We start from the raw sequence: 24422 nt of genomic DNA, 5'->3' as shown, positions 1-24422 counted from the left end.
CCTCCGGAGCTTAGCATTTAATCCCCGGTCGCATTCCAGCTCTGGGCCTCCAGCCGGATAGCGTTTCCATCATTGCCCACCAGAAGCGCCGAGCCCTTTTTGTCCGTAATATTTCCTATCACACTCACCCCCTTAATGGCCGAAACCTGGTCGTAAGCGGAGAGGGGAACCGTAAATAACAGTTCGTAATCCTCTCCCCCGTGCAGGGCAGCCACCAGAGGCTCCATCTGAAATTCTGCAGCGGCCTCCCTGGTTTCATCGGCAATAGGGATGCGCTCATCATAAACCTGGCACCCGCAAGCGGAAGCTTTGCAGATATGAAGCAGTTCTGAAGAAAGTCCGTCCGAGATATCAATCATGGCTCCGGGTGTAATCCCGGCCTCCTTCAGGGCCAACAAGACATCGACCCTGGGTTCTGGTTTCAAATAGCGTTCCAGGATATAATCATAGCCACTGAGCTTAGGTTGGAATTCAGGGTCTTCGGCATGAAGCAGCTTCTCCCTCTCCAGGATTTTTAGCCCCATGAAGGCAGCACCCAGATCGCCTGTAACACAGATCAGCTGATTATTCCTGGCCCCGCTGCGCAGTGCCAGTTCCTCCTTCAGGGCCGTCCCGATGGCTGTCACCGATATAAGCAGTCCGGTCATGGAACTGGAAGTATCCCCCCCAACCAGGTCCACCTTGAAGCGCTCACAGGCCAGTTTCACACCACTGTAGAAGTCCTCCATCGCCTCCACCGAAAACTTCTCCGAGATCCCCAGGGAAACCGTGATCTGACGTGGAGCCGCATTCATGGCATAAACATCAGAAAGATTCACCACAACCGCCTTGTATCCCAGGTGCTTCAGGGGAGTATAAACCAGGTCAAAATGAACCCCTTCCAACAGCAGATCCGTGGTGACCACCTGGAGATAGGTCCCGTGATTGATAATGGCGGCGTCGTCCCCCACGCCCAGATAGGTGCTTTCCTGCTTGCTTGAAAAACCCGAGGTAAGGTGGTCAATGAGCCCGAATTCACCCAGCTCTTCAATTGTACGGATCTTTTTTGAAGTCATAAGAGAAGTTAATTTCCTGAACAATTCAATCGCCCTGTTGTAATACAAATGTAAGAACAAGTTTTTGTATATTTGGGTCCCAATTTTAAATTAATCTTATTTACAATTAGTCCGGGCCAGCCAATACCCAAAACCAGAGAAGCAGTGACAGATCAGGAGAAGATATTGAATGAGGTAACAGGTAGCGATTACAAGTTTGGATTTCAAACCATGATTGATACCGACACCATCGCCAAGGGATTGAGCGAAGAGGTGGTCCGGCTGATCTCGGCCAAAAAGGAAGAGCCCGGGTGGCTCACCGAATTGCGGCTGAAGGCTTTCCGGCACTGGCAAACCATGAAAATGCCCAGCTGGGCCCATCTGAGGATTCCCGAGATCAATTACCAGGATATTATTTATTACGCCGCTCCCAGGCAGGAAGCCAAATACACAAGCATGGACGAGGTCGACCCGGAGCTGCTCGACACCTTTAACAGGCTGGGGATCCCGCTGGAGGAACAAAAACAGCTGGCCGGAGTAGCCGTGGATGCAGTTATGGACAGCATCTCGGTAAAAACCACTTTCCAGGACACCCTGGCTGACAAGGGAATCATTTTCAGTTCCTTCAGTGATGCCGTCAAAAACCACCCCGACCTGATTAAAAAATACATGGGCTCGGTGGTTCCCTATACCGACAACTACTTTGCAGCGCTCAATTCTGCTGTATTCAGCGACGGGTCATTTTGTTACATCCCCAAGGGGGTTCGCTGTCCCATGGAACTCTCTACCTATTTCAGGATCAATGCAGCCAATACCGGTCAGTTTGAGCGCACCCTGATTGTGGCAGAGGACGATTCTTATGTGAGCTATCTGGAGGGATGCACGGCACCCATGCGTGATGAGAACCAGCTGCACGCAGCCATTGTTGAGATCGTGGCCATGGAAAATGCCGAGGTCAAATATTCGACAGTGCAAAACTGGTACCCGGGCGATAAGGAGGGAAAAGGCGGCATATACAATTTTGTGACCAAGCGCGGCATATGCAAGGGGGACAACTCCAAAATCTCCTGGACCCAGGTGGAAACCGGATCTGCCATCACCTGGAAGTATCCCAGCTGCATCCTCAGGGGAAATAACTCGACCGGTGAATTTTACTCAGTTGCCGTTACCAATAACCACCAGCAGGCCGACACCGGCACCAAGATGATCCATATCGGAAAAAATACCCGTTCCACCATTATCTCCAAAGGGATCAGTGCAGGAAAGAGTGAAAATTCTTATCGCGGACTGGTAAAGGTCCTGAAGGGAGCTCATAATGCCCGGAATTTCTCCCAGTGCGACAGCCTGCTATTGGGCGACAAATGCGGAGCTCACACCTTTCCCTATCTGGAGGTGGACAATAAAAGTGCTGTAGTGGAACACGAGGCCACTACATCCAAGATCGGCGAAGACCAGATATTCTATTGCAACCAGCGGGGCATCGATACAGAAAATGCCATCAGCCTGATTGTAAACGGCTATGCCAGGGAGGTGCTGAATAAACTGCCCATGGAATTCGCCGTGGAAGCACAGAAATTGCTGGCCATCACGCTGGAAGGGAGTGTGGGATAGAATTTACTGAATCATGAAGAACAAACATATGTTAGAGATAAAGGATTTAAGAGTTGAAATAGAAGGGAAAGAGATCCTCAAAGGGATCAATCTGTCGGTTAAGGCCGGGGAGGTACATGCCATCATGGGACCCAATGGTTCAGGTAAAAGTACACTGGCCTCCGCACTGGCCGGACGGGACTATTTCAATATCACACACGGAAAGATCCTTTATGAAGGGAAAGACCTGGAAGAGCTCTCCCCGGAGGACAGGGCCCGCGAGGGCATCTTTCTGGGATTCCAGTATCCCGTGGAGATCCCCGGGGTAAGCATGGTTAATTTTTTGCGTACGGCCATTAATTCCATGCGAAAATACAGGGAGCAGGAGCCCCTGCCTGCAGGCGATTTCCTGAAGTTGATGCGCGAGAAAAAGCAGATCGTGGAAATCGATTCCGACCTGACCAACCGCTCGGTGAATGAAGGATTTTCGGGAGGCGAAAAGAAGAAGAACGAGATTTTCCAAATGGCGCTGCTCGAGCCCAGACTGGCCATTCTGGACGAAACCGATTCGGGACTCGATATTGATGCTCTCCGCATTGTATCCAACGGGGTGAACAAGCTCCGTTCTCCGGAAAATGCCACCATCATTATTACCCACTACCAAAGACTGCTGGATTATATTGTCCCCGACTTTGTTCATGTACTCTACAAAGGGCGCATCGTTAAATCGGGCGATAAATCTCTGGCCAAAGAGCTTGAAGAACACGGTTATGACTGGATCAAACAGGAGGTAGATGCAAACGCTTGATAAATACCTGGAGCTGTTTCAACAGAACAAAAAACAGATCGGACAGGATGACCGGCCCTACATGAGGACCCTTCGCGAGTCGGCTATCGAATCGTTCAGGCAATCGGGTTTCCCCCACCGTAAAGAGGAAGCTTATAAGTATATCCATCTGGAACCTGTGTTTGACGGGGAGCTCTCCTTCGATTTTCAGCCCAGAAACATTCATTATGATGATGCGGATATCTTCCGCTGCGATGTCCCCATGCTCGACTCCATCGTCCTGACCGTACTGAACGGCTTCTACCACCATCCGGGAGAAGAGGCTCTTACCACGCTGGATAACGGCGTTATCTACGGGGGGTTAAAAGCCGCCATGACTCAATATCCCGAACTGGTTGAAAAGCACCTGGGCAGGAACGCTCCCACGGACGGAGAACCCTTTGTGGCGCTGAATACAGCCTTTTCACAGGACGGAGTTTTTCTTTTTGTCCCCCGAGGCGTAAGCATGGAGAAACCCGTCCAGATCATTAACCTGCTGCTGTCCGATAAAAACCAGATGGTACAGCATCGAAACCTTTTCGTACTGGAGAGCCAGGCCACTGCACAGGTGATCATTTGCGACCACACCCTCTCTCCCCATTTGTTTCTGACCAATTCTGTTTCAGAAGTGTACACAGGTGAAAATGCCGACCTGGACCTGTTAAGGCTGCAAAACGAACACAACAACTCCTGCCAGGTAACCAATACCTGGATCCGGCAGGAACAGGACTCCCGCTGCCAGCACGGAACCATTACCCTGCACGGGGGGATTGTCCGGAACAACCTGCGGATCAAGCTGGAGGGCGAGGGAGCAGAAAGCAGTGCACTGGGGCTCTTCCTTTGCGATAAAATGCAGCATGTGGACAGTTATACCGTGATCGACCATAGCCAGCCGCGATGCATCAGCAATCAGTATTATAAGGGGGTGATGGACGACTCTTCTACGGGTGCCTTTAACGGAAAAATCCATGTGCATCGCGATGCCCAGAAGACCGAGGCCTTCCAGACCAATAACAATATCTTACTTACCGATACGGCGAAAATGCATACCAAACCGCGTCTGGAGATCTATGCCGACGACGTAAAATGCAGTCACGGAGCCACGGTGGGACAACTGGATGAAGAGGCCCTCTTCTATCTGCAGTCGCGTGGAATTCCGAAAGATGAGAGCCGCCTGATGTTAATGGATGCCTTCACCTGGGATGTCATCTCGAAAATAAAACAAGCCTCCCTGCAGGAAAGAATTACGGATCTGGTGAGCAAACGGCTTCGTGGAGAGCTTTCCAGATGTAACAACTGTGCCATGCACTGCGAGGATTGAACCATATGACCAGGACTTTTCAAATAGAACAAATCCGTAACGACTTTCCCATACTTCATCGGCAGGTATATAAAAAACCTTTGATCTATCTGGATAACGGGGCCACTACCCAAAAACCACAGGTGGTCATCGATACGGTGAAGGACCTGATGGAGCGTCAGAACAGTTCCATCCACCGAGGCATTCACTACCTGAGTGAACAGATGACGGCCCGGTATGAGGCGGCCAGGGAGACCGTCCGTGCCTTTCTGAACGCCTCTTCCAGCACAGAGATTATCTTCACCAGCGGTGCAACCGGATCTATCAATACGGTGGCCTACTCTTTTGGTGAAAAGTATGTGAAAGGAGGGGATGAAGTCTTGATTTCGGAGATGGAGCACCATTCCAATATCGTTCCCTGGCAGATGTTATGCGAACGCAAAGGGGCCCTCCTCCGGGTGATCCCCTTTAATGAGGAGGGGGAACTGGTCCTGGATAATCTGGACAAACTGCTTAACGAAAAAACCAGGATCGTGGCCCTGACCCATGCCTCCAACTCGCTGGGGACCATCAATCCGGTGAAAACGGTCATCCGGAAGGCCCATGCCAAAGGGATCCCTGTATTGCTCGACGGAGCCCAGATGGTGCAGCATGGTGCGGTGGATGTCCGGGAACTGGATTGTGATTTCTACGTCTTCTCCTCCCATAAGATATTCGGGCCCACCGGGTCGGGCATTCTCTACGGGAAAGAATCCATTCTGGAGGAACTTCCCCCCTGCCAGGGCGGTGGCGATATGGTGGACCAGGTAAGCTTTGATCGCACTACCTACAACTCCCTCCCTTATAAATTTGAAGCAGGAACCACCCACTATACCGGAGCCATCGGACTGGCAGCAGCGCTTAACTATCTTCAATCCATTGGATTTGAAGCCATCGTCCGCTACGAAGAGCAACTGAGCAGATACGCCCTGGAGAGACTGGGAGGGATCGGGGGCTTGAAGATGTACGGGACAGCCAGCCACCGGATTTCTGTATTCTCCTTTCTGCTGAAGGATATTCATCCCTATGATGCAGGTATGATCCTGGACAAGATGGGAATTGCCGTCCGGACGGGTACCCACTGCACGCAGCCGGTGATGGACCATTTTGGCATTGATGGAACCATCAGGGCCTCTCTGGTGTTCTATAATACCAGGGAGGAGGTGGATGCCCTGGCCCATGGCATTCAAAAGACCATGGAAATGCTGACTTAATGCTTCAGAAATGACAGATTTTAACGAAACACAACAGGACATTGTAGATGAGTTTTCGGTATTTGAGGACTGGCTTGACCGTTACAACTATCTCATTGAACTGGGAAACAGTCTTCCGGAGATCGATCCCAGATACCGCACTAACGAGTTTCTGATCAACGGCTGCCAGTCGAAGGTCTGGCTTCATGCCGAGCTGGTCGATGGGAAGCTGCAATTTAAGGCCGATAGTGATGCCATTATTGTGAAAGGTATTGTGGCGCTCCTGATTAAACTGATGAACAACCGGACACCCTCCGATATCCTGGATAATAAACTCTTTTTTATCGATGAGATCGGACTGAGTCAGAATCTCTCCCCCACCCGCTCCAATGGATTACTGGCCATGGTGAAGAAGATGCGCCTGTATGCCATGGCTTATCAGGCCAAAGAGAACTATAACCCGAAATCATGAGTGAATCACTGGACTTTTTAGAGATAGAAGCAAAAATCGTTACAGCTCTGAAAACGGTATACGATCCCGAGATCCCTGTGAATATTTATGACCTGGGACTGATCTACAAGATCGATTATAGCGATGAGAAGGAGGCTAATATCGAAATGACCCTGACCACGCCCAACTGCCCTATGGTGGATATTCTTCTGATGGATGTGGAAACTGCGGTCAACGCCCTGGAAGAGGTGGAAAAGACCCATATCAATCTGGTCTTTGAACCACCCTGGGACAAATCCATGCTTTCCGAGGAAGCCAGACTGGAACTGGGTCTGCTATAAATTCTCGATATGTTGTCAGCGGCTATTCAGGAAAAAGCACTGGAGCTGGGCTTTGCCGGCTGTGGATTTTCCAGGGCGGAAGCTCTGCCCGGTGACGCCCGGCGCCTGGAAGCCTGGCTGCAAAAAGGCTGCCATGCCCGCATGGGCTATATGGCCAATCATTTAGAAAAACGTACCGATCCCACCAAACTGGTCGAAGGTGCCAGGACGGTGATCTCCCTGCTGTATAATTACTATACCGACCTGGTTCAGGCAGATCCTGACGCACCCGTCCTGTCCAAATACGCCTACGGAAGAGACTATCACTTTGTTCTGAAAGACAAGATGCATATGCTTTTCGCCTTTATCAAAACCATGCACCCGGAAGCAGAAGGAAGGGTATTTGTGGATTCGGCCCCTGTACTGGATCGTGCCTGGGCCCTCAGGGCCGGACTGGGCTGGATTGGAAAAAATTCGAACCTGATTTCCCGTACTGCCGGTTCTTTTGTCTTTATCGGGGAGATTATCCTGAACCTGGAACTGGACTATAACCAGGTGCCGGAGAGCGACTTTTGCGGGAGCTGTACCCTCTGCATCGAGGCCTGTCCCACCCAGGCCATCCTGGCAAACCGGACCCTGGACTCTGAACGCTGCATTTCGTATCAGACCATCGAAAACAGGGGAGAGATATCCCCGGAGATCGAAGACAGGCTCAGGGGGAGGGTATTCGGCTGTGATATCTGCCAGGATGTATGTCCCTGGAACCGAAAAGCGACCAGACACCGGGAAGCTGCTTTTGAACCGGATCAGAGATTATTGAACATGTCGGGAGATGACTGGCAGGAGATGAGCCCGGAGGAGTTCGGACAACTGTTTCATGAGTCCGCTGTTCAGAGAGCCGGGTACACCAAAATCAAAAGAACTCTGGCCTCTCTTCAAAAAAAACAGGATCCGGGAGAACAAAAGCTGTAACAAGATCGCAGACTGTTCGTCTTAGATACAGAACCCAAAAGACGAACAAAATGAAAAAACTGATACTATCCCTACTGATCATCTCAGGCGGACTAAGCCTTTTTGCCCAGCCTGCTGGTTTTGACAGGCTTTACTACCAGTACAGGGGCGAAGAGAGCGTGGTGGCCCTGAAGATTCCCGGATTTGTCATGCGTCTGGCCGGATTCATCGGGGACCTCGACTACGAGGAGAGAGTTCTGCTCCGCTCCTTAAGATCGGTGACCGTGCTGACCATTGAAGAATCGTACCTGTATCCGGAGGTGAATTTCACCGAAGAGATCAATCTTTCCGCCGATCATTACCAGTTGTTAATGGAGGTGCATGAGGATGGCGAAGACGTGCTCATTGCCGCCCGGGAAAGGAACGGCAAGATCAGGGACCTGATCGTAGTGGTGGGAGGCGGTGAAAATGTGCTGGTTCATGTACGGGGACGCATGGAGAGCGACCTGCTCGAGAACCTGGCGGAGGTGGCCGGAGTCGACGAGCTCCACTTCACCACCCGGCTCTGATCATGCTCACCATAAGGCTTCTGTAACATGGATTTTCCCTGCCTGTGTTGGATAAAGCAAAAGTCTTGATTAACTTGTTGATCGGATAGAAGCTCTATCCCATTCAAAAATGTGGAAATGAGCAGGCCTTCTGTGTTTTTCAGGTGCCAGGCAATCCTTGCGGTTCTGTTCTGTTTGATGCAGGTGTCCCCATTGCTTGCACAGGACCGCTTTGAGCTCTTTTTTACAGCAAAGGCAAGGAGCAGAAGAATCCCGGAAAAAACCGTAAACATCGTCCAAAGCCAATCGGATATCGTCCTGGATGGCAGCTTAAATGAGAAGGCCTGGTCAGCTGCGGAAATTGCCACCGGCTTTCAGCAGAATTTCCCATCTGATCAGTCCCCGGCAGAGTCAAAAACGGAAGTCCGCTTTACTTATAATCACAACAGCCTTTATGCAGGCATCACCTGCTTCGACAACTTACCGGGGAAATATGTGGTTGAATCCCTGAAACGGGATTTCAGGTATCAGGATAACGACTATTTCATGCTGATCCTGGATCCCTATGACGATCTGACCAATGGCTTTGTATTTGCAGTTTCACCCCTGGGAGTTCAACTGGAAGGATTGTTGTCGGGGGGCGGAGGCGGCTTTACTCCCGTTTCATCCTCCTGGGACAACATCTGGTACTCGGAGGTTCAGAGGAACGACAGCAGCTGGACCGCGGAGATCAGGATCCCGTTTAAGACCATACGCTACAACGATAAGATCACCCAATGGAACATCCAGCTGGTGCGCAATGACATGAAAAGGAACGAACGGTCCACCTGGACCCGGGTGGAGCGTCAGTACCGTCCCACCTCGCTTACTTTTTCCGGAGGATTGAAATGGGACACGGTACCCCCTCCCGCCGGAGCAAATATTTCCCTCATTCCCTACCTGTCAGGTTCGGCCAACCAGGATATGGCTGTAAATAACAAGGTCCAATTTGACGGGAAAGCGGGATTTGACGGGAAAATCGCACTCTCCACTTCCATGAACCTCGATTTGACGGTCAACCCGGACTTCTCCACCGTGGAGGTGGACGAACAGCAGACCAACATCACCCGGTTTGAACTGTTCTTTCCTGAAAAAAGGCAATTCTTCCTGGAGAACAGCGATCTTTTCAGCGATTTTGGTTTCAGGCGTTCCCAGGTGTTCTTTTCCAGGAGAATAGGACTGAATGCTCCCCTTTTATTCGGGGCCCGCATGAGCGGCCTGCTGGGAAGGGGTTTTAGTACAGGATTGTTAAATGCCCAGTCCACAAACCTGATGGCGGACGATGGGGATGATATTCCGGCCTTTAATTATACGGTTGCCACCTTCCGGAAACAGATCTTCGGCCGTTCAAGCATTTCCGGGATTATCACCAACAAGCAGGCCATCAATTTCAATAAGGACCAGGACAGGGGTTTTGACTTTGGCGACCAGAACCGGTATAACCGGGTGTACGGGCTTCAGTACAACCTCTTGACGCAGAATGATAAATGGACCGGATCTATTTATGGATTTCGTTCCGATGATCCCGTCCGTCAAACCGGGAACTGGTCCCATGGGACCAGTCTGAGATACAATGAGAGAAATATAAGTGTATTCTGGACTCATGAATACATCGGAGAGGGATTCAATGCCGAGATGGGTTTCTTCCCAAGAACGGGATATTTCATGTTCGGTCCCTATATCTCCTATCAGTTTTATCCGGATAGCAGGGTGATCAGCCGGCACGGCCCAACGGCCCGGTTCTTTAGCTACCTGGACGGGGACTGGAGCTTCACGGACCGGGAGGCTTCGCTGGGATACCGAATCCGATTCATAAACACCAGTGATTTGCGATTCGAGCTGGAAGATACCTACGTAAAACTCTTTAACGATTACTGGATTTGCTGTGCTTAATATAGGAAATAGGTTCTGCCTAATATTTGACCAAAGTTAGGCGCAGCAGATGGAGCTTTTAATCAAAGTAAATATCACGAGAAATAGATTCACCTGTTTCTTTTCTTTTAGTTCCGAAAACTAACGATATTTGGTAGTCACAACATTTCACACTGAAAAAAAACCGCAGGCCATGAAAACCAGAATGACCGTATTACTGTTCATCGCAATTCTTATATTGATTCATCCGGCACTCACGGCAGCCCAGGAAACAACCCGGCACCGTTTGCTGGTACTCACCGATATAGAGGCTGATCCCGATGACGCTCAGACACTTGTCCGCTTGCTCCTCTATGCCAATGAAATAGATATCGAGGGACTGATCGCCACCACATCCACCCACCAGAGATCCAGGGTGGCTCCGGAAACCGTTCACAGGATCATTGAAGCTTATTCCAAAGTGCAGCCGAACCTGCTCAAACACGATCCGGACTTTCCGGAGGCCGGTGATCTGCATGCGCTTGTGAAACAAGGGCTGCCGGCTTATGGCATGGAGGCCGTCGGAGAAGGAAAGGATTCCGGGGGATCCGACTGGATCATCCGGGTCCTGGAGAAAGAGGATGCCCGTCCGCTCTGGGTATCGGTTTGGGGTGGCCCCAATACCCTGGCTCAGGCTCTCTGGAAGATCCGGAAAACAAAAAATGCAAGCGAAGCGGTCCGTTTGATTAATAAACTAAGAGTCTATACCATCTCGGACCAGGATGACTCAGGGCCGTGGATGCGAAAGGAATTTCCGGATTTGTTCTACGTGGTCAGTCCGGGTAATTACCGAACCGCCACCTGGTCGGCTATCAACCGGGAGATCCCCGGAGCCAATAACGAAGTGATCAGCAACCCCTGGCTCACTGAAAACATCCAGCAGGGCCATGGTCCCCTTGGAGCAGAGTATCCCGATGTGGCCTATGGAATGGAAGGTGATACCCCTTCCTGGTTGTCGTTGATCCCCAACGGACTGAACCCATACTGGGACAACCATCCCGAATACGGTAGCTGGGGAGGCCGGTATGACCTTTACACTCCGGACCCTGCAGCACCATCACCCGGCATTCAAACTGCCGGTAACCAGGTGGTGGAAACCCGTCCCATCTGGACCAATACGGAGGATACCTACCGGCCCCGCATACCCAATTATACAGGCAGGGCCATCCGGCCCGATACGGCAGAGTACACGGGTAATCATGTCACTCTCTGGAGATGGAGGGAAGACTTCCAGCATGATTTTGCCACCCGGATGGACTGGTGCATCCTCTCTTACGAAGAGGCCAATCACGCACCTGTAGCCGGGATCAACCAGCCAGCTCAGTTCACTGTCAAATCCGGAGAAAACTTCAAGCTGGATGCTGATGGGTCTTATGATCCTGACGGTGACGGGCTTAGTTACTGGTGGTTCCAATACCCCGAAGCAGGGTCCTTCGACGGGATTGTTAATTTCAGGCCTTTTGCCGAAAACCTCTATAATATTCACACCATCAGGGCACCCGTGGTGGAGAGCCCCCAAACTGTCCATTTCATCCTGAGGGTCACAGATAAAGGAAGCCCGGCCTTATCCAGCTACAGAAGGGTGATCGTTACAGTGGTCCCGTGAGAAACGGGCTTTGAGGTCAGGAGGAACAACGATACCCCCTCCATTGAGAGTGACCGGGTCCTGCTATTTAATTACTACCATCTGCCTTGTAGTTTCGAATGAACCAGCATCCAATTTATAAAAGTATAATCCGCCAGGCAGGTGAGTGCCATCAAAATCAATACTGTGCAGACCGGGTGCCCGCTCTTCCCTGACCAACGTACAGATTTCTTCACCCAGGGAGTTATAGACTTTTAAGTCTGCAAACGCGCTCTGTGGCAGATTGAATCTGATCCTTGTCATGGTACTAAAAGGATTCGGAAAATTTTGCATGAGTTCAAATGCTGAGAGATCTGAATTTTCCGAATCCTCCAGGCTTGTTTCGGAATTTCCAAATACAACGACACTATAACGTGTTACAACAAATAGTTGATGATTTGCCACAATTGCCTGACCTGTGTATGAAAAAGAGTCATCATAAAAAAGCTGCGTTCCATTTTCCAGATTAAACCCATACAATGCAGCCTCCGGATATGGTATAATATACACTACCCCATTGGCAATAGTGGGTGCAAACATGTAGTCTTCTGGAAATGAATGAGCCCAAATGAATCCACCGGTTTCTTTATTTAATGTAACCAATTCTCCGTCTCCTTCACTATTACCCTTTATTGTAAAACATAATCTGTTATCCGTAATGGCGATTGAATTTTGTGCTTCAGACTGGATCGTATCACCTGGACTTACATAGATCCATTTTTCATCCCAGCTCTCTTTGTTATATGCAAAAATCGTATCATTGGACTGCGTGTAAAAACAGTCATTGTCCACCACAGTTCCCCCTGTCGTTCGTTCAGAAACCGGTCTCCACCACTCAAGTTCGCCCGACAATTTATCGAAGACCTGAGCCTTATAGTTTCCTACAACATATACATACTTATCATCCACAGCCGGGGTACTTTGAAAGGATATATTCTTAGACCAAACTGTTGATCCATCTGCAATAGAAAGGCAGTAAAGACTGTCACCAAGAATGTAAGCAAATTCGTTGTCAAGTATGATACTTCTGGCGTAAAGATTGCCAACGGGTTTACTCCACTTCTGCGCTCCCGTTATGGCATTAAGCGCAAAAAGCCCCCATCCGCGCTGACCTCCCGCGAAAATCATGGAATCATTCTGCGCACATACAAAACTCATAGCTCCCTCCGAATCAGCAACTTCAAAAGTCCATAAGGTATCACCACTCACTATATCAACAACCTCTAACGTATTTGGATCCCTGCCAACAGCCAGAGCAAGCAGGTTATCAAAAAAGGTCAGATAGTTGAGCCTTATATAGTCTCCGGTGGATTTAACAGGAATCTCATTTTTTTGCTGCAGTGGTGGATGAAGTACAGTTTCACCAGAGACCCATGATGTTCTTTCCTTATTGAAATTTATCATTGGCCAATTTTGGCCATAAACAGAGCTGTCCATATGAAGCGCTAAAATCACCATCGTGACCAGCAAGCCAGAACTAATTTTTGCCTTCATAATTACCTCCAATTTTTTAAAATTCCGGCTCCGGTGACTCTGCCGCTAATTTCTGCAGAGGATACAGGGATCCGGTTTAGTGATTTATTTGATCAAAGCTTTCCAATCTTATACTCAAGTAAGGAATAGATATCCGGAAGCTGAGACTTCTCTCTTATCTCAACAATAACAGGTTTTAATTTCCCGATTGGGACATGCTTTATATAGGCCTCTTTTATCGAATCACTAATTTCTAATTCAGTTATTCCTTCACCACTCTTTTCTGTGAAATAGAATGCAACCTTAAAACTGTTTGACCATACCGACAACCAGACTACTGTTTTCTTTTTAAAAACTATTTTGCATAACCATGCTTTGCCGTCATTATAATAACGCCATTCAGGGTTGAGTTTAAACTCTTCAGATTCTGCGGCGTTCATAAACGCTTCGAATACAGGATATGTTTTGCCAAGCACCTTTTCCAACACTTCTTCTGATGGAAAAACCTCCGGATCTTTTAAAAGCTGTGCTCCCATGATAATGTTTTAACGGTGGAACAACAAGCTAGTATGATTTTTTGATTTTTAAAAGCAACCAGCCATTTTAATTTTTTTGCTCCGTCAATGATCATGCCTTTTCTCATTTCTCAGAAGCTTTTTCGAGCCAATCCCCGCCCCCCCGATTGCCGGCAATTTTGTACTGACCGTGTTTGCGAACGGCCCCAAACATCGCCATACAGTTCTCAGGCTTAACCCCTGGATGTAACGAATTAGAAGAGCAGATTATCAACCCGCCGCCAGCGGCCCCGTCTTCAATCGTTTGGATGACGGCCTGCTCAACCTGCTTTGGAGTCCCATTGGGCAGAAGATCCACACAATCGATGTTCCCTAACAGACAGATCTTATCACCGCAGTAATCTTTTACCTTTTTCATTGCCATACCAGCCTGGGGCTCCAGGGGATTGATCCCATCGTACCCGGTTTCGATAAGAACATCCAAAAGGGGCCAGAGCTTACCATCAGAGTGTCTGACCACTTTAAGCCCTTTTTGATGCGCTCTTTCGACGATCTGCCTGTTGTATTGATTTACAAATAGTTTGAAATGTTCCAGAGAGATCATGGGCCCGTTGTCCATAGCAATATCATCTTCAATGACAAGAACATCAAGACCAGCTTCAACCAGCAGGTCCAACTGGGCAAGATTGAATTCCAACATCATTTTCGCCACCTGGTGGAGAAATTCAGGATCGGTATATAAATTTAGCATGTAGTTTGTCATACCGATCAACCGCCATGAACGGACGAAAATGCCCCTCATAAGCCAAAACGTGGCCTTTTGACCTTTGAACCGTTCAACTGCAAGGTTTAAAAGGCCCAAATCTTCTTTTCGGGGAACCGGGGAAGTGAAATTTTTCAGGTCAGCCATCGTTTTTAGAGGGTGGCCAACAGGTACGGGAATGCCGTATTCCGACAATTTGTAGACCACTCCGAATCCATCTTTAACATGAAGATCATCTACTTTTTCTTCGTGACCTAGTTCAAAAGTCGTGATGCCGTCGATGTCAAACTGCTCATGGATCATAAAAAGCGTATCCACAAGCTTGAATTTATCCCGGTCATTCATCAATCTGAAATCCCGGGGTTCAGGAAGATCATCCGTCATTTGTTTTCCAATGCCGATGATTGGCGCCTCATTGATACCGTGGATATACAAGGGGACGCAATCCGCTTCTCTTATCTCAAGGGCTGTTAGTATTCTTTCTTTTCCATTCATATGCTAGAGAAATACCACCCCTTTTCAGTTTTTATGGGATATATTGGGTACGGTGTGCTTTAATTACCATGACAAAAAAACTACTTCTATTTTAGTTTGATTCCATATATCCAATGAATTGAATAATTCCTTCCTGATCCTGGTATTTCACACGATTTATCTTTAAATAGTTCGTGAATAATTCCTTCTTGTCTTTATATAACTTCTTCAATTCACTCATTTTCATGAACTTATATAAGTTGCCCTTTCTCTTTAACCAATAAATGGAATAAGGTTTTGTTTTATAATCATCGGGCAATTTCAGATTGTAAACTACTCTGCCCTGTGCATATAACGATGATACTGACGTGGCAGCTCCAGTATGAGATGTTCCGCCGTATCCGGCTGGTTTACCTTGTTCCTCCACTTTGCACTTGTGTTCAACATAAAGATCCCAATTTGAATGGTATACCAATTCCACAAATTTTCCATTCAGTGCAACAAATTTTCTATCCTTAATAAAAACCGTATCGACAAGTAGTATTTCATTTATTCCAATTGCTTTTTTCTGGCCATTATTTTCGAAAATCATCTCTTCAGTCAATGAATTATAATTTAGCAAAGCGTCATTTCTTGTTCCAGCTTTCAGAAGAATAACTCCCTGCGTAAATTCAGAAAAAAGATAATGGGACGTTTCAATATAATTCGTTTGTGCATACGTTGTAATAAATATCAAACTGGAAATTAACATGCAATAATAATGCTTCATGGCTTATACTCTTACAGTTAACACTTGCTCTTTGTTCGCTTTAATACCAAAGTTACCAAATAAATCATCAGCGACACTGCTATCCCAAAAATGTTAGCATCCAGTTCCAGGGGCAGGGGCAGTTCCAGAATCACCAGAATACTTGTTGTTGTTCCTCCTCCAATCATGGCAAGCATGGCTGCCTGTGAATCTGGTTTTCTTGTAAACAGGCCGGCCAGTACCGGAACAATTAATCCGGAAACCATAAAAGCATAGGAAAGGAGCATCAACTCAAGTACGTTTTCCATTCGCATAGCCAGCAGGAGAGCCAGTATACCAATGATCAGGGTCAGTATCTGGGAGTAAATAAGACTGCGTTTCCCACGGTGTTTCCCCAGCACATCTGTCAGGATATTGCCGGAGGAAGCCATCAGGCAACTATCTGCGGTCGACATAATGGCCGAAAAATAGACGGCCATTATAATACCAAGGAAGCCAACAGGTAAAATGGTTTTCAGAAGAACCGGCAAGCCCAGCTCCGGATCAATGTTGGCAAGCGTATATTGAGTAATGATCCCCTGTTTAATGGCCACCCTGGAGAGCATTCCCAATATCACCCCCAGGAAAGCCATTACCGGGAATTCAAAAAGGCCGGCAATAAACCAGGCCCTGCGGGCGCTTCTCTCGCTCCTGGAAGCATATATGCGCTGATACAAAGTCATACCCACAAACCAGATAGGTAAAATAGTAAAGGCCCAGTTGACAAGTTGTTGCCAGGATACATTTCTCATGGACAGAAACTCGTCGCCCAGGGTTTCTCTCACAACACTCCAACCCCCTACAGCATTCAGGGAAAAAGGTAATGCAATAAAAGAGAGCCCGGTCAGCAGGACGATCCACTGGAAGGTATCTGTGTAGATCACTGCTTTCATCCCACCAAGGCTTGTATATAGTACAGCGATAACTCCCATAAGCAACAATGCCTGATCCAACGCTAAGCCGTTAAATGTGGAAGAAGCCAGTTTGGCGCCTGCAAGAAGCTGGGAGCTTGTAAATCCCAGGTAACTGATAGCCGAAATCAGACCGGCAAGAAGGGCCACCTTTGGATTGAAGATATCAGAAAGGAGTTGCGGGAAAGTAAGGAAGCTCTTGTCCCTCCCAAGGCTGAATACCCGGGGAATCAGGAAAATTCCGGCTATCCAGGCCCCAAGAAGACCGGTGAACAAGAGCCAGCTGCCCGATATTCCCATGACAAAACCCAATCCCCCCAAACCAATGGAAAAACCACCTCCCACATCTGTGGCTACCACAGAAAGCCCGATATGAAGGCTGCTCATTTTGCGACCGCCCACAAAGTAGTCATCAGTGCTCTGATTTCTCCTCAGGAAATACAGGCCTACCCCCAATACCCCTAACAGGTAAAGAATAAAAATTGAAATATCCAGGAAATGCATTATTTCAGTACAGCATTGAGCTCAATATTTGTTGAGCCGGATTGGAATTTGATCAAGCCCCTGGAAAGCAATGAGAAAATGATTTGTTGCCCGTCTGTCGGGGAGATGGAAAGTTGCTTAAAGATATCACCATACAGGCAGCTTCCCTTCGAATGAAGAAGCTTTAAGATCTCTTTTTCCTTTGGATTTTCTATTTCACGTAAGAATATGGTTTTCACTGGCAATTATTCTGTTTAATTTATTGAAACCTGGGATTCACCGGCATTCTCCTCTTTTTCGAAGAGGAGGAATTGCTGGCAATTGTTCCAGCCTTTCGCTCCCCGGTAGCAAAACACGTTTCTCCAAATGGACCTGGTCATTCGCTCCGGAATTCCAATACCCTGAAACAAGGGACAGCGGTCCGAGTACTTACATCTTGATCCCAGATTCCGGTCAACTGGCATACTAAATATGTTTGTAATATACGTTCATACTCTCCAGGCTTCCCGAAATATTGGTATTCTTGATCAGGGTTCCTGCATACTGATACTGGTGCTTCAGAAAGATCTTGTTCATAGGAACAGACCGAAGCCGGGCAATCGTATATAATGTATTAATATCCAAAGCATTCATCTCCTCTTCCATCTTCGACAAAAGACCCTGACCCAGTTTACCTCCCCGGTGATCGGGTTCGGTGGCAAAATCAGTCATCTCTGCATTTCTGCCCCCGAAATCAATCTCTGCGGAGGCAACTGCAAGCAGCTTTTCATTTTTAATCACTCCGAAATATCTGACATTCTCCTTCATGGTCTTAAGAATATATCCTGGGTTCCGGATGGGAAAGGGATAACTCTGAAAAACCTTTCTGTAAATACCCGTAATCTGATCTACGTCAGAAGCGTCAAGCTGCCTGGCCTTTAAGGACCCGTTATTCAGCATATTGTCTTGTTTATGGGAGCTTTTCAGTAATTGACTCAAATTTGTCAGACTCTCATTTTCAAGATTCAAAAGCCTGTCAGAGTTCAGATACTTCGACACAAAAAACACAGCCTCTTTGCCCTGGTAAAATCCGGGAATGAAGGCTTCTGTGATATAACCATCAGCGAAAAAATAAGGTGCCGCCCACTCCGGGATTTTGCAGAATATTTTGGTATAACTGTTCTCTCTGGCCAAATCGCGCATAGAGTCCAGAATCCCTGGAAAATCCTCCATGCCAAGTTTGATCAGATAGATCCGGTCGTTCAGTTTACCATGCTGAATGACCGATTCTTTTCCTATTCTTTCAATTCTGTCTTCCATGCTCTTCTCTCCTTTGGATTCGCTCGTTATTCTCGGGGAACAGGGAGATCGTATCATCCGAATCCGAGAGGAGCTTTTCAATACCAATGGCTTCTGATTCATCCACTTCATCGGTTTTGAGCTCCAGATTGCATGCTTCACAATCCCGGTCACAAAACTTGGGCTCGTAACTGTCCGGTTCTTTATACGTGGTGATAACCCCTTCATAATTCCTGAGTACTACCTTATTGGTCGACCAGGAGATAAGATAGTTGGGCATGACCGGTATTTTTCCGCCTCCCCCCGGAGCATCAATGACATAGGTAGGCCGGGCCAAACCGCTTGTATGGCCAACAAGGCTTTCCATGATCTCAATCCCTTTCCCGATCGGGGTTCTGAAATGAGATAATCCTTCGGCCAGATCACATTGATAAAGATAATAAGGCCTTATCCGGTTTTGTACAAGTTTATGCAGCAGGGATTTCATGATCCTCGGGCAATCATTAACTTCAGCAAGCAGCACGGATTGATTGCCCAGGGGAAACCCTCCATTTGCCAGCATGGCAATGGCCTCCTTTGAAGATTCTGTAATTTCCCGGGGATGATTAAAATGTGTATTTATCCAGAGAGGATGATACTTTTTCAATATTTCTACCAGCTTATTCGTTATGCGGTATGGCAGAACCACAGGCATTCTGGTTCCTATACGAATAATTTCAACATGAGGAATCCGACGGATTTCAGATAACAGCCAGTCAAGTTTCTCATCCGATAACATCAGGGGATCTCCTCCCGATAACAGGACATCGCGCACCTGGGGGGATTCTGCGATGTACCTGATCCCTTTAGACAGCTGGTCCCTGGATGGGACATAGTCCACATCTCCCACCTTACGTTTACGGGTACAATGCCTGCAATACATGGAACATACATTGCTCACGTGAAAAAGTACACGGTCCGGGTACCGATGTGTCAGTCCCGGAACTGGGCTATCCCGGTCTTCGGAAAGCGGATCATTAAGCTCTGACTTTAACGTGGTTAATTCTTCAACGCCGCCAAAAGCCTGTTTAAAAACGGGATCGTTTTCATAGTTATCCCGGTCGATCAGAGAGAGGTAGTAGGGAGTAATTGATAGCGGAAACTTATTAAACGTGCGTTCCAGCCCCTCCCTTTTATCCCCGGGAATTTTTATTCCGGTTAAATGTTCAAATTTATCGAGTGAACGAATTGAGTGCTTGATATGCCACTTCCAGTCCTTCCAGGAAGAGATACTGAGATCCTCTTCAAGGCGGGTCCCTAATTCTTGCTGAATAGCATTAAATATCATTGGATGTGTATTTTAGTTTCTGTGCGAACAAAAATACACAAATTGTATTGCTTAGGCAAACATATGCGGAACAGGGCCCCCTATAATCCCTCCTGATCCTCCAGGTTGCCCTCTATAGTGATCATAGGTGATGCATCAACCGCCTGGATGTCCAGCAAATGAACCAGCATATCCAGGCTTTGTTCTATCATCGCCAATTTTGAGGCTTCCAGAATGTTCAATTTATCGGATAATTGTTCGTGTAGAAGCGATGGCATGGAGGCAATGAGTTCATCCCCCGTGGAAGTAAGTGCTATATTTACCACCCTTTTATCTCCCGACTTTGGCAGCCTGGCCACCAATCCCTTTTTCTCCAGCCGGTTAATGATCCCGCTTACCGTACTTGAGTTCAGGTTTAAGAACCTTTTCACCTCACCCTGAGTTGCCAGATAGTTCGGGGCCTTATGCAAATAGCTCAGACAAAGGACCTGGGGGATGCTTACCCCGTACTCCTTTTGTATTTTCTTGGATTCTAAATTGATCGAGCGGACTATTTTCCTGATCTGAATGAGGATATCCGTAGTTTCCATAGGAGAAGTTTTCATAAAGTTAAAAGAATAAGTTAGCAATATTCCTATTCCAGATTCATATACCGAATCGCTGGGTGTATAAGCCATTGGCAGCAATGCCGGACTGCTGACGGCGGAGTTGGCTGCTTGGCCTGAATTGTATGTTTTTGTATGTTTGCGTTTCCAAATAATAAGATATGAAAAAACTATTGCTCCTTGCTATAACGCTTGTATTTGTTTCGGCAACACAGGCCCAGATTTATCAGTTTCGCGGACCAGACAGGGATGGAAAATTCCCGGAAACCAATCTCATGAAGGAATGGCCGGAAGGCGGTCCTGAACTGCTGCTGGAATTTGAAGGAATCGGAGAGGGCTGGTCGTCGGTCATTTCCAATGGAACATTCATCTATGCCTCCGGCAAGATCGGCGGCATGGATCATTTAACCTGTATTGACTTCCATGGAGAGAAAAAATGGCAGGTGCCTTATGGAAAGTCCTGGGATCAGTCCTATCCAAATACCCGGAGCACCCCCACCATTGAAGAGGACCGGATTTACATCATCAGCGGGGTCGGGGAATTGGTTTGTCTGAATGCGGAATCCGGTGAGATCAACTGGAAGATCAATGTGGATGAAGTCTACCAGGCCGACTGGCATGTCTGGGGGGTGGCCGAATCACCGCTTATTGTCGGCAACAAGGTGATCTGTTCACCGGCCAGCGCCGTGGCGACTTTTGTAGCCTTCGATAAGATGACCGGAGAAGAGATCTGGAAATCGCCAGGCACCGACGGCCAGCGTTCCTATGTCTCCCCCATCCTGCACGGGTTCAACGGAAAAGATTATATCCTGGGCGCCTCGGCAAGCGATTTATACCTTGTGGATTCGGAAAACGGGGAGATCAAAACCTCCTATAAATACTTCGACTCCACCCAGTGGACATGGCAGCCCAAGGGCATGATCTGGGCCAACTCACCGGTGGTGAAGGGCAACATGATCTTCTTATCCATCGGATACAATTACCCTGCAAAAATGCTCAGAGTCAACGACGATGTAACATCCCTATCAGAGGTCTACACCAGTACGCTCCTGGACAACCATCACCACGGGCTCATTGAATTGGATGGTTACCTGTATGGATCCTACTGGATAAGCAACGGCACCGGGGCCTGGGCCTGCCTGGACTGGAATACGGGTGAGGTAATGTACGATGAGGAGTGGAATTCAAAAGGGGAAATGGTTTATGCCGACGGCCTCCTCTACGTGTATGTGGAGAAAAGAGGAAATGTGGGTCTCGTGAAGCCCGATCCTTCCGGTTTCAGGGTTATCAGTTCATTTGAAATAGATAAAGGGACCGGTCCTCACTGGTCGCACCCCTACATCTTCGATGGAAAAATGTTCCTGAGACATGGCGATGTTCTGATGGTCTACTCCCTGCGTAGTAGCTGATCGCCGGAGGACAGGCCCTTGGGCCTGAAGATGTTCCGTTCTTTCACAAACAGCCCTTACTCTTTATTTGCCAAGAACCTCTTTTTCACTCCTTCGAAAGTCATTTCCACCGGCTCAATAAATCCATTCGCGTCAAATGTCATCAGGTCGATACAGGTTTCCCGGTGATGGGGATCATCGGTGTTCAGGGGTCGCCGGTGATAGACGATATAATACTCATCCGAGTCGGGGATCGAAATCACCGAATGATGCCCCGCGCCTCTTGCAAGAGCAGAATCCTGCTGCAATATGGTTCCTATCCTGTCAAAAGGGCCCACCGGAGAATCTGCCATGGCATAGGCGACTCTGTAATCGGGTCCTCCCCAGCCCCCTTCCGACCACATCAGGTAGTACTTATTCTTTCGTTTTAATACAAAGGGCCCTTCCACATAATCCTCAGGAGTGATCTCTTTATAGAGATCCCCGTCTTCAAAGCGCTCAAGGCCCAGCAAGTCATCACGCAGTTTTACCACATTGCAATGCCGCCATCCTCCGTAGTACATATAATGCTGCCCATCCTCATCTTTAAAAACAAACTGATCAATCGGCTGGGCCCCATTGTGAAATTCATCGATAAGGGCTTTACCCAATGCATCGACAAAAGGGCCCGCCGGACTATCCGAAACAGCAACACCGATACCTCCCGGCTCATCATTACTCTGTATATCATTTGCCGAGAAAAACAAATAATACTTTTGGTTGGCTCTGACAATGGATGGTGCCCACAGGGAATAGGCCGCCCACGAAACATCCTGTATGTCCAGGACATGAGAATGTTTTGTCCAATGGATCAGATCTCTGGAAGAAAAAGCGTCAAAAAAAGTCTGGATAAGATACTGTGGGTTAATGGCATTTTCCCGCATTGCCAGTTGTTTCCCGGACATGCCTGAGGAAGTGTCGGGAAACTCGTAATGATCCGAGTAGGTCGGATAGATCCAATATGTTTCATCAAATATGATCCCTTCCGGATCTGCATACCACCCTGGGAATACAGGATTCCCGGAATATTCTGCGCTTTCACCTTGCTTTTCCCCGTTCTTACAGGATGTAGCTATAACAAGTAATAATACAAAAGTGATGCCCCCTGTTTTCATAAACCATAGCCCCTTTCCATCTTTTTAACCAGATCATCCACAAACTTCGCCGCCGGGATCCCGTCGATCACATCATGATCGACCAGTATCGTCAAATGCAGGATCTCTCTGATCCGGATCTCTCCGGAATGCACCGGAGGTTGCTCATTTAAGGAACCGAATGACAGACTGAGCGGATGCATGCTAAAAGGTATGATCCAGCCCCTTGTATGACCAGCCATCCCGGCAGTAGTAACCATCACAGTACCCATCTTATCCTTTAATCGCTGAGGATTATTAAACAGGAATATCCGCATTAAAGTCAGACGCAGCCCCTGCGGAAGGCCTGCAAAAAACCTCATCCCTAAGGAGTTGTGCTTCTCGCCCAGCACGTAGTCGCCTTCATCTTCAATGATCTGGGATTTTGCAGATTCAATCTCTGAATATATCTGATCATGGGTTTTCTGATCTGCCTTTCGTATCACGTACGGAAGCGGAACCCGGGTTCCCTTCACTTCCTTCTCAATAACCAGGGAGATATCGACCTCGCTGAATACAACCACCCTGTTTCCCCTTTGGCGGTTGATACCGTTAATGGGTGGATGAAGGGCAACGCAGTCGACAATCACCTTAATCAGCCAGGCGGTGAAGGACATTTTATTGCCGGACCGCCTATACTGCTTGATCTTGCTTCGGGCTTCGCTTATATCAACTTCAAGCAGCGCTTTGACATGATGTTTCTCGCGTCCGATCCTCCCCACATCAAAGGTGAACCGCCGGCTGGAGGGGTACTGGATTTCTTTCATTCGGTTTCCTAAATAATTCCGGAGAGAACTCCGGCTGCTTCATTCAGACTTCAGGTCTATTCTAACTAAGCCATTAATAGCTTTTTAGCAAGAAGGGTCGTTTATAATTCACCTTCCAAATTGGCATTAAGCCATTTAACCGCCGTATCTTCCGTTGTGAATTTAACAACTTCATATCCTGCATTCTTGAAAGCCGTGCTTATAAAGTCATGAGAATTATCTGAAGGCTGTATCAGAAATGCAGAAAGTGAATTTCTTGGAAAATCAAAAGTCTGAATATGCTGATAAGCAAAATAGTAATTATCTGTAACTGTTTGAATATTTGTCGAATTCCGCATATCGAACAGAAACCTCCTGATGTCGTTCTCTGTGGCAAGACGCTGTAACTCCGGGCCTGACTTTAAAGCAACTTCTGAGGTCATGGGCACAAAGTATTTAATGATTATATAATTGCGATTCCCTGCAATTGATATCATGTAGTCCCTCGTTTGTTCATCTTCCTTCATGAGTCTTCCAATCATTGCTGCAAGTTACCAATAATAGTCATTAACTAAAGTTTCGCAGTTCTCTTAAATGTTGAAAACTAACAAGATATAGAAGAAAAAAGCAGCAGGATTGTTACGTTAATATACTGTTTTTGAGTATATTAACTATGTCGTCCAAACACAACAATC

At 47.6% G+C, this 24422-nt stretch carries 24 protein-coding genes; 11 read left to right on the top strand and 13 right to left on the bottom strand.

From position 1 onward, the window contains the following. Positions 1 to 17 precede the first annotated feature (17 nt). Positions 18 to 1055, bottom strand: coding sequence for a thiamine-phosphate kinase (gene thiL / locus P1P86_11510; GenBank protein ID MDF1575804.1), 1038 nt, complete (start codon positions 1053 to 1055; stop codon positions 18 to 20). Positions 1056 to 1199: 144 nt separating this feature from the next. Between thiL and sufB the strand changes: the two genes are divergently transcribed. The 10 genes from sufB (at position 1200) to P1P86_11460 (ending at position 11808) form a co-directional block, all read left to right on the top strand. Next, positions 1200 to 2645 (top strand): Fe-S cluster assembly protein SufB, encoded by a 1446-nt coding sequence (sufB, locus tag P1P86_11505; protein MDF1575803.1) that lies wholly within the window; start codon positions 1200 to 1202, stop codon positions 2643 to 2645. Positions 2646 to 2673: 28 nt separating this feature from the next. After that, positions 2674 to 3432: a Fe-S cluster assembly ATPase SufC gene (gene sufC, locus P1P86_11500; protein ID MDF1575802.1), complete on the top strand. Its 759-nt coding sequence runs from the start codon at positions 2674 to 2676 to the stop codon at positions 3430 to 3432. Further along, entirely contained in the window at positions 3419 to 4771 is a 1353-nt protein-coding gene (gene sufD / locus P1P86_11495; protein MDF1575801.1) for a Fe-S cluster assembly protein SufD, read from the top strand. The genes sufC and sufD overlap by 14 nt, the downstream gene beginning before the upstream one ends. A gap of 5 nt (positions 4772 to 4776) precedes the next feature. Further along, complete coding sequence (locus P1P86_11490) at positions 4777 to 6003, top strand: cysteine desulfurase (GenBank protein MDF1575800.1); 1227 nt, start codon at positions 4777 to 4779, stop codon at positions 6001 to 6003. A 10-nt stretch (positions 6004 to 6013) separates the two neighbouring features. Then, on the top strand, positions 6014 to 6454 hold the full coding sequence (locus P1P86_11485) for a SufE family protein (protein MDF1575799.1): 441 nt from the start codon (positions 6014 to 6016) through the stop codon (positions 6452 to 6454). An 8-nt stretch (positions 6455 to 6462) separates the two neighbouring features. Then, entirely contained in the window at positions 6463 to 6774 is a 312-nt protein-coding gene (locus P1P86_11480) for an iron-sulfur cluster assembly protein (protein ID MDF1575798.1), read from the top strand. 9 nt (positions 6775 to 6783) lie between these two features. Beyond that, positions 6784 to 7725, top strand: a complete 942-nt coding sequence (queG, locus tag P1P86_11475) for a tRNA epoxyqueuosine(34) reductase QueG (protein MDF1575797.1) — start codon at positions 6784 to 6786, stop codon at positions 7723 to 7725. Positions 7726 to 7775: 50 nt separating this feature from the next. Next, the gene (locus P1P86_11470; GenBank protein MDF1575796.1) at positions 7776 to 8273 is read left to right on the top strand and encodes a DUF4252 domain-containing protein; all 498 of its coding nucleotides are present in this window, start codon (positions 7776 to 7778) and stop codon (positions 8271 to 8273) included. A 117-nt stretch (positions 8274 to 8390) separates the two neighbouring features. After that, positions 8391 to 10184, top strand: a complete 1794-nt coding sequence (locus P1P86_11465; protein ID MDF1575795.1) for a DUF5916 domain-containing protein — start codon at positions 8391 to 8393, stop codon at positions 10182 to 10184. A 172-nt stretch (positions 10185 to 10356) separates the two neighbouring features. Then, the gene (locus tag P1P86_11460; GenBank protein ID MDF1575794.1) at positions 10357 to 11808 is read left to right on the top strand and encodes a DUF1593 domain-containing protein; all 1452 of its coding nucleotides are present in this window, start codon (positions 10357 to 10359) and stop codon (positions 11806 to 11808) included. A 63-nt stretch (positions 11809 to 11871) separates the two neighbouring features. On the opposite strand, the gene P1P86_11455 is transcribed toward P1P86_11460, so the two are convergent. The 9 genes from P1P86_11455 to P1P86_11415 form a co-directional block, all read right to left on the bottom strand. Continuing rightward, complete coding sequence (locus tag P1P86_11455; protein MDF1575793.1) at positions 11872 to 13320, bottom strand: PQQ-binding-like beta-propeller repeat protein; 1449 nt, start codon at positions 13318 to 13320, stop codon at positions 11872 to 11874. A 92-nt stretch (positions 13321 to 13412) separates the two neighbouring features. Beyond that, positions 13413 to 13835, bottom strand: coding sequence for a DUF3788 family protein (locus P1P86_11450; GenBank protein MDF1575792.1), 423 nt, complete (start codon positions 13833 to 13835; stop codon positions 13413 to 13415). A gap of 103 nt (positions 13836 to 13938) precedes the next feature. Continuing rightward, positions 13939 to 15072, bottom strand: coding sequence for a uroporphyrinogen decarboxylase family protein (locus tag P1P86_11445; GenBank protein MDF1575791.1), 1134 nt, complete (start codon positions 15070 to 15072; stop codon positions 13939 to 13941). Positions 15073 to 15163: 91 nt separating this feature from the next. Further along, complete coding sequence (locus P1P86_11440) at positions 15164 to 15655, bottom strand: hypothetical protein (protein MDF1575790.1); 492 nt, start codon at positions 15653 to 15655, stop codon at positions 15164 to 15166. A gap of 182 nt (positions 15656 to 15837) precedes the next feature. Next, positions 15838 to 17253 (bottom strand): sodium:solute symporter family protein, encoded by a 1416-nt coding sequence (locus tag P1P86_11435; GenBank protein ID MDF1575789.1) that lies wholly within the window; start codon positions 17251 to 17253, stop codon positions 15838 to 15840. A gap of 233 nt (positions 17254 to 17486) precedes the next feature. Next, positions 17487 to 17696, bottom strand: a complete 210-nt coding sequence (locus tag P1P86_11430; GenBank protein MDF1575788.1) for a hypothetical protein — start codon at positions 17694 to 17696, stop codon at positions 17487 to 17489. Position 17697: 1 nt separating this feature from the next. Then, on the bottom strand, positions 17698 to 18531 hold the full coding sequence (gene ablB, locus P1P86_11425) for a putative beta-lysine N-acetyltransferase (GenBank protein ID MDF1575787.1): 834 nt from the start codon (positions 18529 to 18531) through the stop codon (positions 17698 to 17700). Then, complete coding sequence (gene ablA, locus P1P86_11420) at positions 18515 to 19837, bottom strand: lysine 2,3-aminomutase (protein ID MDF1575786.1); 1323 nt, start codon at positions 19835 to 19837, stop codon at positions 18515 to 18517. The genes ablB and ablA overlap by 17 nt, the downstream gene beginning before the upstream one ends. Before the next feature lie 80 nt (positions 19838 to 19917). Beyond that, positions 19918 to 20406, bottom strand: coding sequence for a MarR family transcriptional regulator (locus tag P1P86_11415; GenBank protein MDF1575785.1), 489 nt, complete (start codon positions 20404 to 20406; stop codon positions 19918 to 19920). Positions 20407 to 20582: 176 nt separating this feature from the next. Between P1P86_11415 and P1P86_11410 the strand changes: the two genes are divergently transcribed. After that, the gene (locus P1P86_11410; protein ID MDF1575784.1) at positions 20583 to 21830 is read left to right on the top strand and encodes a PQQ-binding-like beta-propeller repeat protein; all 1248 of its coding nucleotides are present in this window, start codon (positions 20583 to 20585) and stop codon (positions 21828 to 21830) included. Between the two features lie 56 nt (positions 21831 to 21886). On the opposite strand, the gene P1P86_11405 is transcribed toward P1P86_11410, so the two are convergent. The 3 genes from P1P86_11405 to P1P86_11395 form a co-directional block, all read right to left on the bottom strand. Continuing rightward, positions 21887 to 22963, bottom strand: a complete 1077-nt coding sequence (locus P1P86_11405) for a glycoside hydrolase family 43 protein (GenBank protein MDF1575783.1) — start codon at positions 22961 to 22963, stop codon at positions 21887 to 21889. Continuing rightward, positions 22960 to 23748: a 2-oxo acid dehydrogenase subunit E2 gene (locus tag P1P86_11400; GenBank protein ID MDF1575782.1), complete on the bottom strand. Its 789-nt coding sequence runs from the start codon at positions 23746 to 23748 to the stop codon at positions 22960 to 22962. The genes P1P86_11405 and P1P86_11400 overlap by 4 nt, the downstream gene beginning before the upstream one ends. 101 nt (positions 23749 to 23849) lie before the next feature. Then, positions 23850 to 24269 carry a hypothetical protein gene (locus tag P1P86_11395; protein ID MDF1575781.1) on the bottom strand — a complete coding sequence of 140 codons (420 nt, stop codon included), beginning with the start codon at positions 24267 to 24269 and terminating at the stop codon, positions 23850 to 23852. Positions 24270 to 24422: the final 153 nt, after the last annotated feature.

The sequence above is a fragment of the Bacteroidales bacterium genome, assembly GCA_029210725.1.
Classification (GTDB): domain Bacteria; phylum Bacteroidota; class Bacteroidia; order Bacteroidales.
Note: the sequence above shows the minus strand (reverse complement) of the source record. Positions and strands in the feature narration are given on the sequence as shown.